A 16638-nucleotide genomic window follows, 5' to 3' on the forward strand; every position below is an offset into this window, starting at 1 on the left:
TCTGCTCAACACCACACTCAGCCTGAAAATCTTTGCCTGATTATCCTTCAATGGGTCGATCGCTGGTATAACTGAGATAAGCTTGATAACCTTGACGTTTCAATTTACGCACCAGTTGGAACGTAGGTGTATGTTCTTGATTGAAAGATGGCGTTAATTGAATTTGAGTGCCTAGGACAAAACCTCGATCGGGAATAGCAAGTTTACATAGGGTAACCTGATGGATGGGTACTTGGGCGACTTGGGCTAGTGCTTCGAGATCGGCGGTTTCTGTATTAATGACAAAAGCACTATAACCAATCTGGGGACACTCTTGAAGAGTCCTATCAGAGGGTAATTCAAAGTTGAGTTGGGCAAAAGCGGGTGCAGACAGTCCCAAGGTGAGGGAGCATAAGGTTGCTGAAACCAGAGTATGGACGTTAATCATAGAGTAATTTGGAATACGTTAAGTCAGGCGATCGCCTTTGTTCTCTTCCCTACGATTACAGTTGGCTATCACCCGGTTAATTTTTCCCTAATCTACAACAAGCTCAGTACAGCTTGTCTATTGCCGTGTCTTCAGCGACTTTTTTGCCTTCATCCAACAGATACCCTAAAAAGGCCGTTGCAACCACAGATAACTGCTTACCACTGGGATAGACGACAAACCAATTGCGTTCAATGGGGAAATGCTCCACATCCAAGATCGCCAGTTTTCCCGTCGCTCCTTCTAGGGCTAAGGTATGTAAGGATAACACCGAGAGACCTAAACCACCCACGATCGCCTGTTTAATGGCTTCATTAGAGCCTAACTCCAGTTTCACTTTAACGCTAATATTCTGCTCATTAAAGAGTTTCTCGACGGCACGACGAGTTCCCGATCCCTCTTCGCGCATAATAAACGGTTCCCCAGATAGACGCTCTAGGGGAATCTTTTCTTGTCCGACGAGGGGATGTTCTCGCTGGGCTAAAACCACTAAGGGATTTTCTAGGAACTGATGAGCCGCAACATCTAAATTTTCCGGCACTTGGGAGAGAATGTAGAGATCGTCGAGATTTTCAGACATGCGAGCGAGTAATCCTTCATGGTTAAGTACCTGAAGGGCAAAATCGACACCTGGATAGCGTTGACAAAAGGGCCCCAATAAACGAGGAACAAAATACTTGGCTGTGGTGATCACACTGAGTTTAAGCTGTCCTTGTTTCAATCCCTTTAAGTCAGAAATGGTCATTTCTAACTGAGATATACGGTCAAAAAGATCGCGACAAGCCGCGAAAAGCTCCTGGCCTGCCTCCGTCAGATACAAGCGTTTACCAATCTGTTCAAATAAGGGCATTCCCACAGCCTTGGTTAATTGCTTAACTTGCATGGAAATGGTAGGCTGAGTTAAATATAACTCTTCTGCTGCCCGCGTAAAGCTGCCGTGGCGGGCTGCGGCTTCAAAAACTTTTAATTGATGCAGAGTCGCTTGCCTCAAAACCTGTTCCTCAATTAGAAAACAATATTCATAGATATAAATCTATCATAATTATTGTCAATATTGCATTAGCCTTATCGATGTTCTTGCGTTATCATCTTGATCAGAAAGAGCGAAAGAAACCCTTCCGAGAGGATGCTACCCGGCGATCGCCAGTTGAAGAGGTTCGCACAGGACACCCAAATTCCTAGCTTTGCAGTTCGCCTCATTGTGGCAACAGTAAAGTATTTCCCTCTTTAGCTGAGACGCTCAATGGTGTAGCATCCTTTTTTTTTATTCCCTGGACGAGCCGCCTTTTCGTCTAAAAGCACTCTTGCACTGTAATTGTGCAATCTGGAAAAGCCAGAGGACTTACAGACTGTTGACCGAGCAAAATGAGCTGGCGCTGGTAACCATTGGGTTGAGGGTCTTGAAAAATGTGAAGTTGTTGTGAGGTAATGTTGAAAACCCAGTAGTCAGTGATACCTGCTACTGCATAGAGATTGGCTTTAGTGCCGAGATCGCGGTCAATCGTAGTATCAGCAATTTCAACGATCAAATACACTTCATCTGGTGTGGGATGATGGTCGGCATAAAAGTTGGGATGGGGATGAACAACGGCAATATCCGGCTCAGGTTCTGAGTAAGGATTGAGTTGAATGGGGTCTTGAAGTCTTACCAGAGCGCGATCGCCCAAATGATGTTCTAGCCGTTTTTCCATCCGTTTGCACAACGCACTATGGGCAGGGCCTTTGGGCATTTTCTGGATAATTTGTCCCGCAATAAGTTCCACCTGTTCATCGGCTCCCAGAATCCCAATTTCTGCCATTCGATGATAATCAGCAGTGGTAATTAGCCGAAGATGAACCGAAGAAAGGGGAGTGGCAATCATAATTGGGTTAGCCAAGAGATGATGGTTTAATTGTAGCAAAGGGAGAGAGGGGAGAAAGGCGATCGCTCCTGTAGTGGCGATCGGGATATACAGCACTTTGCGCTGTTATGAGGTACAGTAGCAACAATGAGCAAACCAATTTCTTAAATGTTTCGGATTAATTACAGCGCGAAGCGCTGTATGCTTTCATTACCTCTTAATACCCATCAAATCTCTTCACCTTAGATTGTACCTCAATACAGCGCGAAGCGCTGTATTACTTAACAGCGCAAATCGCTGTAAAGAATGAGAATTTTATTCAATATTATGTTCCGCCGGGAAAAGCTCTTGATCTGTCAATAAAAAGAGGTTTTCGGGTCTATCATTTACTCGGAAAAAATTATGATCATACACCCATTCAAACATCTAAACTCATCAAGCATCCTATTACAGCTTTGCACTTTACTACACTCACTCAAAATGTTTTGATAATTAGTGATAATAGTCAATCCTCTCTGTTGCAAAAAGTAGCAAAAGTATTGATTGAGAATTAAACCCCGCAGGATGGGTTATCGATAGTGTAATCGTGCGATCGCCTTCTCTTCTGGTTCAACACTGGGATTTAGAATCAAGGCTGTGCTGTAGATTGAAAGGGATTAACAATATTGAGTTGCTCTGAAACTCTTAATCCATCTTGCATATCTTCAGAATACAAAATATCTGCACCACCTGCTAAAGCACTCGCCACAATCAGGCTATCCCAAAACGAGAGACTATAGCTCATTCGTAAATCAGAAGCTATTACGATAATATTGCGATCGATGTCAACAACAATACAACCCTGATATAACTCTTCGATAATTTGTCGAATTTGAATTTCACTAACCTTAGCTTTTTTGAGTAAAACTGCACAAATTTCATTAATCACTTGGGTACTAATCACAAGATCTTCCTGATTAGTCAGATTGACCGCAATGTTATACTTTCTGATTTCTTCAGAGTCATCACCGTCGGGATCGACCAAAAAACGATACAACCATAGATTAGAATCACAAAAATAAATAGAATTAGACATCACTAAAGTTGGTGAATTTCATCTCTTGTTAATTTATGTACACCAGGCACAGGAATCGGATTTCGAGTTAATTCAGCAATCATTCCTGTTTGAGAAATCCTTTTAGACTGTTTGAGTACAATTACAGTTACCTCATGTTCTTCCCTTAACTGCTGTTGATATTCTTCTGGAATCTCAATGATACCTTGTTTAATTCTTGCCTTAAATTCAACAGTATTAGCCATTTTATATTCTCCGTTCAGCAACTTGTATTGGATACTTCAGATTTTAACTCACGATCTTTACTAGCCTTGATTGACCTCTAGCAAACGAGAAGTCAGAAAGCGATCCATCCAAGATTCAAAATAGGCGCGATTGGCTTGTTTTTGCTCTGGATCGGTTGTGTCCAAGGGATGGGGAGTTAGTCCTTTAATGGCTGCGGTGGTGACGCAGTACATGGACTTTTGGAAACTAATGCAGATTTTCACTAAGAGGTCATCTTCGGCGCGACGACTGCGTTGATAAAACTGGTGTAAATAGTCGGGGAGAAAATGGCGCATATCCTGCATGAGCAAGGTGGGGGGAATGCCTGCGCCTCCGGTGGGGAGGGGATCGGCATAGAGTGCCCCATAGGTGAATTCGGCTTGTTCTGGGGGAATTTGCCGGGCTTGGGCGTTGTAGGAAACGGTTCCGAGGAAGGGAGCGCCGCGAAAGAAGATGGTATCGACGTAGGGTACGGCGGTTTCCATTAAGAATTTGAAGTTTTGAGCGGGGGGGATGAGGTCGTAGGTTTGCCCTTTGATGTTGACGCTATAGGTGATGGGGGTATTGGCGGCTGCGACTAAACCGGCGAGAATATGCTCGACGACTTGGGGGATGGATTGGATTTCTTGGCGATCATAGCGGTTGGAGAGGTCAATGAACATATCGCTCATGATGCGCCAAAATTGTCCTAGGGCGCTGGTATAGACCATTTGCCGGACTTGTTCGGGGAGAAAGTCGGGAAAGAGTTTGTGGAGCAGTTGTATTGCGGGGTTGGATTTGATTTTAGCGGCGATCGCCCGTTCTGCATATTGACGAAATTCTGGACTATCGAGATAGGTATCGAGTTCTCCCCCGCCATGCCAGAGCATAATCCGCATGACATATTCGGCATATTCATAGTTAATGCGATCGTGCCACCAATGTTTGAGCAGTTTGTTTAGGGTGACTTCCCCATTGAAGTATTTAAAGAAGGGAAAGAGGACTAAAAACTGTTCCTGAGCCATATAGATCAGGTTGTTGGAATAGGCATCGAGAACCACTCCATAGCTTTTGAGGATGCCGACGACTTCTAGGAGATTTTCGGGGGAGTGGGGCAGTAAGTCACCGCCCGCTTCTAGGCGTTCGATGTAGGAGGCTAGGGGGTGTTTGGAGGGGGTGAGGGCGATCATGGAGTAATGAGTAATAAGTAACAAGTAATAAGTAATAAGTAAGGCAGTTTCTTATGGGATAGGGGGATCTTAACAAGGGAATAATTTCAATAATTAAGCATTGATTAGACCCTCTGATAACCCTAAATTCCCTAGAATTATTCCATTCTCCGCGTCCCCGTGTCTCCGTGTCTCCGTGTCTTCCCCATTCACAATGGTGTTACTCGGAAATAAGGCGGTGCTGGTGGCTTCGCTCCATTGAGTGAGGGTGCTGGGGAAGAGGCCGAAGAAGACGATCAGGAGAGTAAGGGCGATCGCCGGAAGGCGGTCTCCCCATTGCACGGGGGGCAGGTTTTGCACGACTTCGGAGAGGCGACCAAAGAAGGTACGGTTGACTAGGAGTAGGTAATAGACGGCGGTTAAGCCGGTTCCCACCATGCAGATCAGGGTGGGGATGGGGAAGGTGGGGAAGCTGCTCCAAAAGACGAGAAATTCGGAGACAAAGCCAACCATACCGGGAATTCCGGCGCTGGCCATGACTCCGACGATCATCAGGCTGCCAATTAGGGGTAGGCCGCGCTCTGGGTTGAGGAGGCCTTTTAAGATGTCGAGATCGCGGGTTCCGGTTTTTTTGTAGACGACTCCCACCAGTAGGAAAAGAAGGGCAGAGATGAGGCCATGGCTGACCATTTGCAGAATTGCGGCTAGGAAACTGAGGGAGGTGGCGGCTGCACCAGCCAGCAATATATAGCCCATGTGGGCGACGGAGCTGAAGGCGACCATTTTTTTCATATCGGTCTGGGCGATCGCACTCAAGGCTCCGTAAATGGCGCTAATGGCAGCCCAAACCGCGAGGCTGGGGGCGAGGATTTTCCAGGCATCGGGGAGGAGCAAGAGGCCAAATTTAAGCAGTCCATAGGTTCCCAGTTTTAGCAATACCCCTGCGAGGAGGACGGAGATGGGAGTGGAGGCTTCGACATGGGCATCGGGAAGCCAGGTATGGAAGGGGACGAGGGGAATTTTGATCCCGAAGGCGAGGAGAATACCGCCAAGCAGGATCAGTTGGGTTCCCAGGGGTAGGGTTTGGGCGATCGCCGGGTTATAAGTAAAGGTTTCTGCTCCACTTAACCAGGTGATGCCCAGGAATGAGGCCAGCAGGGCAATACCGGAAACGGCGGTATACATTAAAAATTTAGTGGCAGCATATCCCCGGCGCTTTCCTCCCCAGATGGCGATCAGCAGATAGAGGGGGATCAGTTCGAGTTCATAGAAGAGGAAAAATAGCAGATAATCTTGGGCACAGAAGGCTCCAGAGACGCAGGAGTTGAGCAGGAAGAGCAGGGCATAATAAAATCGGGGCCGTTGGAGCTGGCGATCGCTGCTCGTAATGGCGATTAAGCTCAGTAAGCTATTGAGTACGATCAGAGGAAAGGACAGGCCATCAATACCCAGATGGTACGTCAGTCCCAGGGTTTCTAACCAGAGGAGAGATTCTGTCAATTGCAACTCTGACAGATAGGGATTAAATTGCAGGGCGATCGCCCCTGTCCAACCTAAAAGCAGAAGGCCGAGGGCAATGGCCAGGTTGCGTACCATTGCCGGTTTGATTTCAGCAGGCCAGAAGGCGATCGCTGCTGCACCTAAAACCGGGCCCCAGATCAAAACACTGAGCATGGATAATCCTAAGTTGATGGTATAGAACGAATGAAACCGTTAATTCTCTATATTATCTATTTACCCTATCAAATGATGGGCGATCGCCACAAACTCCAGTGAACTACCTACACTGACCTTGCGGTACACTGTAGGCTTCCCAATTCATTGGGGATTGCCTCAACCTGCGTAGATTTTTTACGTCCAGAAGATTTTGGTCTTACATCCCCTCCAAGGGCAGAAGAGCTAGTTCCTAACTCCAAAAGTCGCAATCCTTCATTTCTAATATGTATTGCAGCGTTAATATCTCTATCATGCTGTTTATTGCGGTTTGAGGTAAGATTATTTTATTCTCAGGCACTCAACCCCTGGGAATTCTCGGTCTTGTACCCGTTTACGGAGGGATTCCTTATGCATCCAGTCACCCGCATCGAGATTATCGCTGATGAAGTGGAAATGCACAAAATAACCGAAGTTCTCGATCAAACCGAGGTTTCTAACTACACGGTTATTCCCAATATCCTGCACAAAAATATTCAAGGTACAGTGACCAATGATGCGGCAATTACGGGACTAGGAAATACTTATGTATTTGCCTATTGTTTACCAGATAAGGTGAAGCCGGTTTTAGAACAAATTCGACCCATCTTAAATAAATTTGGGGGCACTTGTTATATTTCCTCAGTCATGGAAGTCCATTCCCTTCATTGTGTTAGGCATGATTAATCAGTTATGGCCTTAATCCTTACTTAATGAGGAAGTGGGTTCAATCAAACCATATCCTCTAGGACGAATGGAGCCAGAGGGAGCGGTGAATTGAGGTTGAGGGTTTAACGAATTAGGCGCGGTTGATTCACTATTGTTATTGATAAAAGGAGATAAGCGACTATAGCCAAAGCTCCGACGCTCTGAGCTAGAGGAAGAGGAAGAGGGAGAAGAATGGGTTTGTGGGGGAGAATAGCGCGACAGGCTGGTTTGTGGAAGTTGAGGGTTAGAGGTGACGTTGGATGTTATCTCAGATGTTAAGAGACTTGAACCATAGGTGGGTAGAGTGGAGGGAACTGACTCTACCTCGTCATTTGTCCTTGAGTTCAGGATGGATGTCACTGTCGGATAGAGAGAATGGTTATCCTCTGGTTCGGGTTGAGCGGGTTTTCGACTCCAGTAGGGAACAGAAGAGACTAGAGGATGGGAAGCGGACAAAGGACTTTTTTTCTGATTATTCCCTTTTTTACCCTTTTTCCCCGATGGGGAGAGGTCTAAGGAAATGGAGAGGGGAGCGGATAGGGAAGGAGAGGATAAACTGTCAATTTCTTCGCCAATTTCCTCTAGGGATAGGGCTGCCATGACTTGTTTGAGTTCTGAGTCGCTTAAAAGATCCGATCCGGTGGGTAAGGTAGAGTCCGTGTCTCGATCGCCTTCTTGTCGAGCTAAGGAGGGTTGCACGGGATCGATGGTTTGCGCCCTTTGAAGGGTTTCTTGCAGGCTATTGATATAGGGAGTAATGGGACTTAGGAGAGTCTGAAGATTGGTAGATATATTGTCTCCCATCTGATGGAGGGTATCTGGGTTCGCCATGGGTTTCCAGAAAATGGCGATCGCCCCCGACAGGGGAATAAAGACCCACCATAACCCGGCACGTCTCCAGTTTATGCTCGACAACAGGCCCCGTTTGGGGGTAGATAACTTCCGGGTTGGGCGATGGGAACGTTTCACGATCGACTCTCCTTGGACTAGCTCAAGAGGGTAGAGAATTACTCTAGGCGTTCTAACCACAGGCTAACATCAATGGCCAGGATCTGGCCCAGACGCAGCAGGCGACGGCTTTGGGGTAAATCTAAGGTGATCTGCGATGGGGTTTCCTCGCTCTCTAGGGTGTCTGTCCCCTCTGAGCCATTTAAGGCCGAGGTGGGAATACCAAAACAGCGAGGAATAATCTTATGGTGCAGATAACTAAAGTATAGCTCTTGACAGCGAGTTAAGCATAATCCCACCTGCAAAGTACAGGCCAGATCGATCAATCGTTCTAAGCGCTCCAGATGGCAGTTTAAGCTGGCAGGGTCATTATTTTCTAGGACTTCCCAAAATCCCAGTAAGGTGAGGCGCTCTAGGAGGTCTTGGCCATCGGGAATTGTGAGACGGCAATGGAGCGATTCGGCTTCTTTGGCGATCGCCTCTAACTCTAGCAACAGATTAAACCCTTCTGGGGAAGCAAAATTCTCTGGTTTCAACCCATTCAACAGACTAAAACAGCGCTGGGATAGGGCCATACTCGCCGCCACCTGTAACTCGGCTGGTGGGGGCATATTGTCCCGGTGAAACGCCCGTAACACCCCATAGTTATCCCGATATACTTGGGTATACAACTGATCCACCCGGTTTAAGGTTTCCTGGCTCAAAAGGGTCATGATCCGCAGCCGGTCTTCGGCAAACAAATCATCGAGACTAAAGGTTTGGTCGCCAAACCACTCAGCCATACCTAAAATCACATGGGCAGCGCTGGCTTGTTGCAGAGCATTAAACAGGCTTTCTTTCACCGATAAATAGGATCGGCGGTTGGAGAAGGGTTGCACGCAGCAATGGAAATCCCATCCCCCCAAATGCAAGACGGCAAACACAAAATGACCCCCTTCCCTAGTGACTTCCGAGGTGAGGTTAATTTCACCCACGGCTAAGGTTAGCGAACCCATGCGCTGGAGCTGATAGTCCTGTTGTTCCACCAAATAGCAGTAGAGGAAAAAGTCTTTGTCTAAGGGACTTGACTTGTCCTGAGTTATGGATAGCCCTTGGTGAGTGGTGGGATAACTATTAAACAGGGAACTAATGGCAAAATGGGCCACTACTTGCTCTAAACTGACTTGGGAGCTAATCACATTCTTTTCATAGACCCCTGCCCCGGTTTCAAAGATATCGACGTTACTGGGAGCTTGGGCTAATTGACTCAGAAAATCGGTTTCTAAATCTTTACCCGTGACTTCCCTTGCCAACTCGATCGCCCGACTGGCATATCTCAGAATTTGGGTTCCTTCTGGGCGAGAAATTTCTTCAAAGAACCAACCGCAACTGGTGAACATCAACAGAGCGTGGCGTTGCATTTCCAGTAAGCGTAAGGCGTTAATCTGTTCGCTCGGTTCCAGGGGATGGGTTTGATGACGGCTCAAAAAGCGATCGACCGTATCCCAACTGCGGTTATTAATGACTTCCACATACTCATCCCGCGCTTTCCAGGGGTCTTGGAACATCTCATAGCCCTGGGTTTCGTAAATGTCCACCAATTCATCCCGCAGATGGTTGAGGGCATCTCGCAGGGGTCTGCGCCATTTTTGATGCCATTCGCCCCCACTGGCACAGCCGCAGTCTTCTTGCCATCTGCCGACCCCATGGGCGCAACTCCAAGCGGTGAGGGGTTTAAGTTGCACTTCCCAAGTGGGGGGATGTTGGCTCAGATAGTGGCCAAAGTTGCTGATGTTCCAGCCTCGGTCAGGAAACTCCCGCAGGAAGGCATAGGCGAGGGTTTTTTCGGTTCCGCCTTTGTGGTGGCCGAAGGTTTCGCCATCGGTGGCGACGGAAATGATTTGGCTGGGGCGCTCGTCGGTGTGGATGGCGTGGGCGAGGCGCTCGCTCAGGTCGTAAGAGCTGTTTAGGGCATCGCTAAAGCCCATATCGCTGGAGATGGGGCCATCGTAGAAGAAGATATCTAAGTAGCGACCATCGGCGATAAAGCAGCGATAGGGCCGGGCGGGATCGATGCTGGAGTCTGCTACATCGTACCATTCGGGATCGGGGTTGTCTTCTGTGGCGATCGGGCGACAGGTTTGGGCTTGGGAGGGGGCGAGAATGGTGAATTTAATGCCCTCATTAATCAGAGCTTCAACGGTGGGATAGTCGATCGCTGTTTCTGCTAACCACATGCCTTCGGGATCGCGCCCAAATCGGGATTTGAAGTCGGCTTTCCCCCAGCGAATTTGGGTGTATTTGTCGCGCTCATTGGCCAGGGGCATGATAATATGGTTGTAAACTTGGGCGATGGCATTGCCATGGCCGCCTAATCGCTTACAACTTTTGCGATCGGCTTCAATGATTCGTTGATAAACTTGGCGATCGTAACGCTCTAACCATCCCATTAAGGTGGGGCCAATATTAAAGCTCAGATACTCAAAATTATTGATGATCCCAACGATCTCACCGCGATCGTTCAGCACCCTAGCAAAGGCATTGGGACGATAACATTCATGATAGATCCGCTCGTTCCAATTGTGGAAAGGAGCAGCACTTGGTTGGCGCTCAATCTCGTTTAGATAGGGATTTTCGCGGGGGGGTTGGTAGAAGTGACCGTGAATGGTGACACAGACTCCTAAGTTGACTCGATCCCCTAATTCTTGACCTCGATCCCTGCCTTTTTCTCGTAAAGAAACTTCGGGAATCGGTTGTGAATCTGGGAACACTGTTCCATCGGTTAGGAATTGGGAAATAGACACCACAGTTAACTAGACCTCCAATTAGGCAATGAAGAAATATAAGCGTTAATTAAAAACTTATTGATGGCTCAGTTATTTATAAATCGTAACGTTGACTCGCCAAAACATTTATTTTTGTATCATCGTTGCCGCAAACGGACATAAAAATGAGCCATTTCTAGTGTATCTCAGACTGACAAACTTCTCGATCAATAAATATAAAGATATGCTTAATCTATACAGCTACCCGCGATCTGCACGAAGTTAAATTACTTTACTAGATATGTGCCACTTTCCCATTCAACCCATGGATATTACAGCACAACTGAATCAGATTATTGGCGCTATTCAAGGACGAAACTTCCAGGAAGCGGCGAACCTTTGCGGGCAGATCCTACAGCAGTATCCCCAAAATGGGCAGGTTTGGCATCTGTTGGGGGTGACTTGCTATAGTGCGGGGGACATGGAAAAGGCGATCGCCGCCTATGAAAACGCCCTCAAGATTGATTCTAAGCAACCGCAAACCCATAATAATCTGGGGACTGCCTTGGCTCAAAGCGATCGCCCCATGGAAGCTATCGGGCATTATCAACAGGCGATCGCTCTTGCACCGGAGTATACGGAAAGTTACTATAATCTGGCTAAAACCTACAAAACCTGGGGTAACTTGGATTTAGCGATTGAAAATTATCAACAGGCACTCAAGGTCGATCCGGACTATACCCAAGCGCGGCAAAATTTAGGTAATCTCTATTTGGAACAGGGAGACTATGAAGCGGCTATTGGGGAGTTTAAAAAAGTGATTGCACAAGTTCCAGATCGCGCCAGCGAAACGGAGTTTTATCGCGCCAGTGTTCACTATAGTCTCGCCTTCTGTTACCATCAGCAAAATGAACGCCAAGAAGCCATTTTTCATTACCAAAGAGCGCTAGAACTGAATCCCAACTATAGCCAAATTCATGGTCATCTGGCTTCCCTGCTGCACCAAGAGAATCAGATCGAGCAAGCCATTGTCCACTATGAAAGCGCCCTGAGCTACGATCCCAATTCTCCTAAATTGCACCACGATCTGGCGGTGGCTCTGAGCGCTCAGAAACAACTCGAAGCGGCAACGAAACATTATTATCACTCCTTGGAACTTGCACCCAATTCACCGGAAGCGCACAATAATTTAGGGGTTGCTCTGAGTCAACAGGAAAACCTAGAAGAGGCGATCGCCGCATATCATCGATCGCTCGAACTCAATCCCCATTATGCGGATGCTTATAATAATCTGGCGGTGGCTCTGGATAAAATTGGGGAGTACGATCGGGCGATCGCCGCTTATCAAACCTGTATTCGTCTCAAACCCGACTATGCTGAAGCCCATACCAACCTGGGTATCGCCCTTTTACTCGCGGGAGATTTGACCAACGGTTGGGCAGAATATGAATGGCGCTATCAATGGCAAACCTCTGGCCATCATAAACCGGTTTATCAACCCCGATGGAATGGCCATCTATTTATAAGACGAAGATTACTCCTATATTGTGAACAAGGATTTGGAGATTCGATCCAATTTTTGCGCTATTTGCCTTGGGTGCAAGAGCGCGGGGGAGAAGTTATCCTCGAATGTCCCCAACTGTTGATGCGGTTGTTTGAGGACTTTGTAGAAGAACATGGCGCAGATGGGAAGAAAAAAGTACAGTTAGTTCCCCGCGATCGCCCTTTACCGGATTATGATATCTGGGCCCCGTTGATGAGTTTGCCCTATATTCTAGGAACGACTTTAGATACGATTCCCGTGCCGATTCCCTATCTTCGCGCTCCGGTTAGGGCAGGTTTAGAAAGGGTGGGGGCGGGTTTAGATCATTTATCTTCTTCGTCCGAAGAGATGGATAAACCCGCCCCTAGGGTGGATAGGGCTATCCGAAAATCGGATAATTTCAAGGTGGGGTTAGCTTGGGGAGGGAATCCCAACCATGGCAACGATCGCCAACGCTCCTGTAAGTTTGCCGATCTATTGCCTTTGTTAGAACTAGAAGGAATTGACTTTTATAGCTTACAGAAAGGCGATCGCGCCCAAGAACTGGCAGGGGTAGAAAACATCACCAACCTTGACCCCACGATCCAGGACTTCGCCGACACTGCCACCCTTATCGATCAACTCGACTTAATTATTACCGTCGATACTTCCCTGGTGCATCTGGCTGGAGCCATGGGTAAACCCACCTGGCTGTTACTTTCCTTCGTTCCCGACTGGCGCTGGATGCTGGATCGAGAGGACAGTCCCTGGTATCCGACGGTGCGACTGTTTCGGCAACCTACACGGGGAGACTGGCATTCTGTCATTACTGCTGTCAAAACCACATTAATCACCCGTAGGGGCGGGTTCACCCAAGATCTACAAGATCAGCCTAAATCTAAGTTAACCCGCCCCACCATCACCCAGGACATAGGGGGGGCGGGTTCACAAAGCTCTCGGTTGGATCGGGAAGTTATTGATGAACCCGCCCCTACCGGCGATCGCAACATCCTGCACACAGGAATCGGTATCGGCTGGCAATTAGGAAACCATACAGGGTGGGGAATCTACGGGTTAAACTTAGCCTTGCAATTGGTCAAAAACCCGGAAACTTATCCCCATTTACTGGTTCCACCCGGCAATATCCAGAACTTGCACCCGTTGCATCAAATTGCCTTATGTCAAGTGTTTGAACAAACGAAGGACAGGGGCCCCTTGCCCGTAGTGAGCCGTAATGTTCCTATCTTTCATGCTTTGGGTCATGGGTTTGCTAAATCACCGTTAATGGAGCGTTTGCACAGTAATTCCTCGGTGGGAATTGTGTTTTTTGAAGATACCCATCTGGAGAAAGAGGCGATCGCCAATGCTAAAACCTGCGATCGCCTGATTGCCGGTTGCAATTGGAACGCCCAACTTCTCACCAGTGCCGGACTCAGCACCGTTGAAACCGTCCTACAAGGCATCGATCCCACCCTCTTTCACCCCGCGCCTAAACTGGGAATTTGGGGTAAGGATCGCTTTGTAATCTTTGCTGGTGGTAAACTCGAATACCGCAAAGGTCAAGATCAGATCGTGGCTGCCTTCAAAGCATTTTATCACCGCCATCCGGATGCACTGCTGGTCACGGCTTGGCATAATGGTTGGCCGAGTTTGATGCTAGGATTAGACACCACGGGCAATGTTACGGGATTACCCCAAGTGAGTCAGAATGGGGTGTTAAATATTAGGCAGTGGTTACAGAAAAACGGAATTCCGGCTGAGGCGGCGATCGCGATCGGCCCCACTCCTAACCACCTGCTTCCCCCAATTATCCGGGAAGCAGACGTAGCCATATTTACCAGTCGCGCCGAAGGGGGAACCAACTTAGCCGCCATGGAATGTTTAGCCTGTGGCATTCCCACCATTCTATCCGCCAACACCGGCCATTTAGACCTACTCAACCGAGGCGCAGGTTACCCCCTCAAAACCCAATACCCCGTCCCATCCCATCCCCATTTCCGAGGCACAGAAGGCTGGGGAAACTCCGACATCGAAGAAATTTTAGCTACCCTAGAATGGATTTATCAAAATCGCCAGCAAGCGAAAAAACAGGGGAAAAAATTTGCCAAAGTTATGCAATCTTTAACCTGGGAAAAGCAAATTCAAAAACTGTTATAGTCGATCGGTAAATATCTGTTGATCTCTAAAATTTGCTGATACTGAACCCTGTAATACGATATAATAGAATTACTCTATAGTAGAGAGAGTTTCTGTATAAAAAAAGTATATTAATTACCCATTACCCGCGCAAAGCGCTATAATTCTCTGCCGTGACTTACGAACCGCTCCACCATAAATATCGGCCCCAAACCTTTGCCCAGTTGGTGGGACAGGAGGCGATCGCCCAAACGCTCTCGAATGCGTTAAATCGGAACAAGATCGCCCCCGCATATCTGTTTACCGGGCCGAGGGGAACGGGGAAAACCTCTAGTGCGCGGATTTTAGCTAAGTCCCTCAACTGTATTCAGGCCCAGGGGCCGACGGCTACTCCCTGCGGTAAATGCGACATTTGTGCGTCCATTACCAAGGGTTCATCCTTGGATGTGATGGAACTCGATGCTGCTAGTCATACGGGGGTGGATAATATTCGGGAAATTATTGAGCGATCGCAGTTTGCACCGGTGCAATGTCGGTATAAAGTTTATGTCATTGATGAATGTCATATGCTGAGTACGGCGGCCTTTAATTCCTTGCTAAAAACCTTAGAAGAACCGCCAGATCGAGTGATTTTTGTCCTGGCAACCACCGATCCGCAACGGGTATTACCCACGATTATTTCCCGATGTCAACGGTTCGATTTTCGCCGGATTCCCCTGGAGTCCATGGTGCAGCACTTAAAACAGATTGCCATCCAAGAGGCGATCGCCATTACCGACGAAGCCATAACCCTAGTCGCTCAAATTTCCCAAGGAGGACTCCGGGATGCCGAAAGTTTACTCGATCAACTCAGTTTATTAGTCGGTTCCGATGACTTAACCGAAGTGGGAGCGGAACAAGTTTGGGACTTAGTGGGATCGGTTCCAGAGCGCGATTTATTCCAGTTATTAGCAGCCATTAGTAAACAGAATCCTCCCGATATTCTCGACTTAGCTAAAAGCATCTTAGATCGGGGCCGAGAACCCCTAACCCTACTGCATAACTTAACCAGCTTTTACCGCGACTTACTCATTGCTAAAACCGCACCTAAGCGGCAAGATTTAGTTGCCCTCACCGCTTCCACCTGGAAACAATTAATTGACTTATCCCAACACTTTAGCCTAGACCAAATTTTAGCCGCTCAAACCCATCTCCAAGAAAGCGAAACCCAACTGAAAAACACCACCCAACCGCGACTCTGGTTAGAAGTCACTCTTTTAGGCTTACTCTCAGCTCACCAACCCCCAGTACAAGCCACTCCCGCACCCGTAGTTAACCCTCCGACTCCTGCTCCTGCTCCCAGTATTTCCCCTGCACCAAAACCCGCCCTTTCCCCTGCCCCCAAACCCAATCCCCAACCCTCCCCAGTACAAGACACCCAACCCCCTCAACCGGTGACTCCGGTTAATCCTGACAATTTAGATCAGCTTTGGCAAAGAGTGATTGAGAACTTAGAATTACCAGGGACAAAAGTCTTAATTTCCAAACATTGTGTTTTACTCAACTTACAAAACAATACGGCTCAAATTGGCATTAACAAAAAGGGAGCGCAAAAGTTAGTCAAAGGAGTTCAGCCCCAACTGCAAGAAGCCTTTAAGAAAACCTTTCATTATCCCTTGAGTTTGAACTTTGAGTTACTCGATGGGACAGAAAAAAAAACACCTCCGAATCCGCCGCCTCCAGCCCAAAACCAACCGATTGAGCCAACACCAGTTAACTGGCGATCGCCAGCCCCTGCCCCCAATTTAGAACAAGAACGGGAAAAACAAAAAGTTAAACAAGCGGCCGAACAATTCGCCAACTTTTTCCGGGGAGAACTGATTGATCTTCCCGAAAAAGTCTCTTTACCCGAACCCAACACCTTAGAAGCTGACTCGTCCGATTTAGAATCAGGGGATGAAGAGGATGAACTCGAATTTTAGTCAATCGATCAGCACACGGAAAAATGACGAGAGCTTGGTAGCCCCGTCGTTTCAACGCGGGGCGGAAAAGCGAACGGCGGTTTCAACCGCCGTGATGAGGGTCGTTGATGTATTCCAGAATCTTGGCAGTGCTGACTTTCCCCGTGGTGTCATA

Annotated in this window: 12 protein-coding genes and 1 pseudogene; 3 read left to right on the forward strand and 10 right to left on the reverse strand. The window is 47.7% G+C overall.

The window, feature by feature from the left end; translation table 11 throughout:
- Nucleotides 1-40: 40 nt before the first annotated feature.
- The 8 genes and pseudogenes from PJF56_RS16615 to PJF56_RS22230 all read right to left on the reverse strand — a co-directional run.
- Nucleotides 41-427 (reverse strand): hypothetical protein, encoded by a 387-nt coding sequence (locus tag PJF56_RS16615; RefSeq protein WP_283763813.1) that lies wholly within the window; start codon nt 425-427, stop codon nt 41-43.
- Between the two features lie 103 nt (nt 428-530).
- Nucleotides 531-1457: a LysR family transcriptional regulator gene (locus PJF56_RS16620; protein ID WP_283763814.1), complete on the reverse strand. Its 927-nt coding sequence runs from the start codon at nt 1455-1457 to the stop codon at nt 531-533.
- A gap of 301 nt (nt 1458-1758) precedes the next feature.
- The gene (locus PJF56_RS16625; RefSeq protein ID WP_283763815.1) at nt 1759-2424 is read right to left on the reverse strand and encodes a Uma2 family endonuclease; all 666 of its coding nucleotides are present in this window, start codon (nt 2422-2424) and stop codon (nt 1759-1761) included.
- Between the two features lie 511 nt (nt 2425-2935).
- The gene (locus PJF56_RS16630) at nt 2936-3382 is read right to left on the reverse strand and encodes a PIN domain-containing protein (protein WP_283763816.1); all 447 of its coding nucleotides are present in this window, start codon (nt 3380-3382) and stop codon (nt 2936-2938) included.
- Nucleotides 3383-3384: 2 nt separating this feature from the next.
- The gene (locus PJF56_RS16635; RefSeq protein ID WP_283763817.1) at nt 3385-3606 is read right to left on the reverse strand and encodes a hypothetical protein; all 222 of its coding nucleotides are present in this window, start codon (nt 3604-3606) and stop codon (nt 3385-3387) included.
- 60 nt (nt 3607-3666) lie between these two features.
- Nucleotides 3667-4794, reverse strand: coding sequence for a CO2 hydration protein (locus PJF56_RS16640; protein WP_283763818.1), 1128 nt, complete (start codon nt 4792-4794; stop codon nt 3667-3669).
- A 93-nt stretch (nt 4795-4887) separates the two neighbouring features.
- Nucleotides 4888-6447: an NADH-quinone oxidoreductase subunit M gene (locus PJF56_RS16645; RefSeq protein WP_283763819.1), complete on the reverse strand. Its 1560-nt coding sequence runs from the start codon at nt 6445-6447 to the stop codon at nt 4888-4890.
- Nucleotides 6448-6554: 107 nt separating this feature from the next.
- Nucleotides 6555-6749 (reverse strand): annotated as a pseudogene (locus PJF56_RS22230) (RNA-guided endonuclease TnpB family protein); the annotation flags it as partial.
- 88 nt (nt 6750-6837) lie between these two features.
- On the opposite strand from PJF56_RS22230, the gene PJF56_RS16650 reads away from it, so the two are divergent.
- Nucleotides 6838-7152 (forward strand): P-II family nitrogen regulator, encoded by a 315-nt coding sequence (locus PJF56_RS16650; RefSeq protein ID WP_283763820.1) that lies wholly within the window; start codon nt 6838-6840, stop codon nt 7150-7152.
- 12 nt (nt 7153-7164) lie between these two features.
- Here PJF56_RS16650 and PJF56_RS16655 read toward each other — a convergent pair whose 3' ends face one another.
- Together PJF56_RS16655 and PJF56_RS16660 are read right to left on the reverse strand one after the other, a co-directional pair.
- Nucleotides 7165-8142 carry a hypothetical protein gene (locus PJF56_RS16655; RefSeq protein WP_283763821.1) on the reverse strand — a complete coding sequence of 326 codons (978 nt, stop codon included), beginning with the start codon at nt 8140-8142 and terminating at the stop codon, nt 7165-7167.
- 38 nt (nt 8143-8180) lie between these two features.
- The gene (locus tag PJF56_RS16660; RefSeq protein WP_283763822.1) at nt 8181-10907 is read right to left on the reverse strand and encodes a DUF3536 domain-containing protein; all 2727 of its coding nucleotides are present in this window, start codon (nt 10905-10907) and stop codon (nt 8181-8183) included.
- 283 nt (nt 10908-11190) lie between these two features.
- Between PJF56_RS16660 and PJF56_RS16665 the strand changes: the two genes are divergently transcribed.
- Nucleotides 11191-14544 carry a tetratricopeptide repeat protein gene (locus PJF56_RS16665; RefSeq protein ID WP_283763823.1) on the forward strand — a complete coding sequence of 1118 codons (3354 nt, stop codon included), beginning with the start codon at nt 11191-11193 and terminating at the stop codon, nt 14542-14544.
- A gap of 152 nt (nt 14545-14696) precedes the next feature.
- Nucleotides 14697-16484: a DNA polymerase III subunit gamma/tau gene (locus PJF56_RS16670; protein ID WP_283763824.1), complete on the forward strand. Its 1788-nt coding sequence runs from the start codon at nt 14697-14699 to the stop codon at nt 16482-16484.
- Nucleotides 16485-16638: the final 154 nt, after the last annotated feature.

Origin of the sequence: Roseofilum halophilum BLCC-M91 (genome assembly GCF_030068445.1) — a bacterium.
GTDB classification, from domain to species: domain Bacteria; phylum Cyanobacteriota; class Cyanobacteriia; order Cyanobacteriales; family Desertifilaceae; genus Roseofilum; species Roseofilum halophilum.

Excerpts from the sequence above, each read along its gene's own strand:
- PJF56_RS16615 (WP_283763813.1), bottom strand. The coding sequence starts at position 427 with ATGATTAACGTCCATACTCTGGTTTCAGCAACCTTATGCTCCCTCACC.
- PJF56_RS16630 (WP_283763816.1), bottom strand. The coding sequence starts at position 3,382 with ATGTCTAATTCTATTTATTTTTGTGATTCTAATCTATGGTTGTATCGT.
- PJF56_RS16635 (WP_283763817.1), bottom strand. The coding sequence starts at position 3,606 with ATGGCTAATACTGTTGAATTTAAGGCAAGAATTAAACAAGGTATCATT.
- PJF56_RS16640 (WP_283763818.1), bottom strand. The coding sequence starts at position 4,794 with ATGATCGCCCTCACCCCCTCCAAACACCCCCTAGCCTCCTACATCGAA.
- PJF56_RS16645 (WP_283763819.1), bottom strand. The coding sequence starts at position 6,447 with ATGCTCAGTGTTTTGATCTGGGGCCCGGTTTTAGGTGCAGCAGCGATC.
- PJF56_RS16650 (WP_283763820.1), top strand. The coding sequence starts at position 6,838 with ATGCATCCAGTCACCCGCATCGAGATTATCGCTGATGAAGTGGAAATG.
- PJF56_RS16665 (WP_283763823.1), top strand. The coding sequence starts at position 11,191 with ATGGATATTACAGCACAACTGAATCAGATTATTGGCGCTATTCAAGGA.